This window comes from Actinoplanes sp. ATCC 53533 (assembly GCF_003947245.1).
On sequence record NZ_QHHV01000436.1, the window covers coordinates 1 to 1,689 of the forward strand.

4 protein-coding genes are annotated in these 1,689 nt (G+C 65.6%); all 4 read left to right on the forward strand.

Annotation, left to right across the window (positions count from 1 at the left end; translation table 11 throughout):
• Positions 1-453 (forward strand): RHS repeat-associated core domain-containing protein (locus tag DMB66_RS58765; protein WP_148112937.1); only part of this gene is annotated, 453 nt, incomplete at its 5' end.
• 42 nt (positions 454-495) lie between these two features.
• Positions 496-714 carry a hypothetical protein gene (locus tag DMB66_RS58770; protein ID WP_125812584.1) on the forward strand — a complete coding sequence of 73 codons (219 nt, stop codon included), beginning with the start codon at positions 496-498 and terminating at the stop codon, positions 712-714.
• Positions 715-1,040: 326 nt separating this feature from the next.
• Positions 1,041-1,229, forward strand: coding sequence for a hypothetical protein (locus DMB66_RS58775; RefSeq protein WP_125812585.1), 189 nt, complete (start codon positions 1,041-1,043; stop codon positions 1,227-1,229).
• A 179-nt stretch (positions 1,230-1,408) separates the two neighbouring features.
• A partial coding sequence (locus tag DMB66_RS58780; protein WP_158647727.1) for a transposase occupies positions 1,409-1,689 on the forward strand: 281 nt, incomplete at its 3' end.

The window sequence follows — 1,689 nt, forward strand, 5'->3', positions numbered from 1 at the left end:
GCCCGGGAGTACGACGCGGGGATCGGCCGGTTCATCTCGGTGGACCCGATTCAGGACATGACGGATCCGCAGCAGTGGAACGGTTACTCGTACTCCAACAGCAGCCCGGTCACCTTCGCCGACCCGACTGGCACGCGGATGGACCCTGACGAACCAGGCTGCACGCCCGGGCCGGGCGGCACCTGCGGCACGCCCAGCACGTCGAAGAACCGGCCGCCGACCGGTGGCAACGCTACCGCGTCCTTGAGTTTGACCCGCGAGCTCGGCCCGAGCACGAACGGCGGTGGCAGCACGTCTGCCCACGACACCGCGATCGCGCTGCGTGTCCTGGATTTGCAGCGCCTGTACAAGGGAGCCTGGATCAGCGTGAGCCTGGGCAACGCGCCCGGCGCCGACCTGGTCTGCTGGAACTGCGCGGCGATTGCGAGCAAGGGTGCCGTGCGGCAGGTCTGAGTCTGGGAGATCAAAGCGGAGAATCAAAGGACTTCCACCGCAGTGACCAGTAGGGACCGGGGCATAGCCTGGGCGTCGAACGATGTCCTCCGCGGGCGGCAGGACGGTGCGCCGATTCCCGTGGTGGCCGGTCGCAAGTTCCCCACACCCAGTGCCGGCGTCAACAATCAGAAGCTGAACCAGGTGGTCACCGTGTACTCGGATCCGGACACGCCCGAGCACAACGGCATCGAGTACTACCGTACGGACGACTACAAGTAAGAAGGTTCCGGCCGGGCACCAACTGCGGCGCAACACCGAGGAAGCCTTCGACGCGGTGACCGACTCCCAACTGGAGACCGATCGTCACCGGGTAAGGCGCAGGACACCGTCGGCGTCAAGGACGATCCGGTCAGCGGCTGGGCGATCGCCGGCGGGATCGGCTTGGCTGTCGCCTTCGGCGGCTGGTGGCTGATCGGGGGTAGTTCGGTGGCGAGTGGAGCGGCGCGGCTCGGCTCCAGGGCGGACTATGTTCTCGCGGGCTGATGAATACCGGTGATCGAGGAGTGAGTATGGCGACGCACGGCCATCGACAGCGATGTGTTGTCATGCTGACCCTGCCGGTCGGCCCGGACCGCGAGCGTGCGGTCCGGGCGGCCCGGCTGTGGTTCGAGCTGTGCGCGGCCCGGCTGCACCGCGAGTTCGCGCGCTGGTACGGGCCACGCCGTCGGACAAGCTGGACCGGGTCGGTGGCCCAGGGCCCCGGCAAAGTCGTGGGTGTGTCCGGCTTGGGGTGATTGGTGGAGACGCGCCCTTGCTGGTGGCAGCAGGGCGGGCATGACCGGTTCAGAAGATCATCGAGGTTTCTCGAGGCCTTGTTGATCTGTCCGAAGTGAGCCATGCCCGCGTCACTGAGCTGCCACGAAGTTTCCGGACAGGGGATCTAATATGATCTCGGTCTGGGATGGAGATGGGCATGGCGCGGCAGAAACGGTCCTACTCGCAGGAGTACCGCGATGAGGCGGTGAAGATGGTGATCGAGACGTCACGTCCGATCGCGGTCGTCGCGCGGGAACTCGGCTTGTTGGACGGCACTCTCGGTAATTGGGTCAGCGCGTATAGGAAGAGTCACCCTGTGGAAGAACAGCCCCTGGCTTTGCCGGATCGGGCGCGGTTGAAGGAACTCGAACGTGAGAACCGGGAGTTGCGGCTGCAGAACGAGTTCCTGAAAAAAGCGGCGGCCTTCTTCGCTCAGGA

Excerpts from the sequence above, each read along its gene's own strand:
- DMB66_RS58775 (WP_125812585.1), top strand. The coding sequence starts at position 1,041 with ATGCTGACCCTGCCGGTCGGCCCGGACCGCGAGCGTGCGGTCCGGGCG.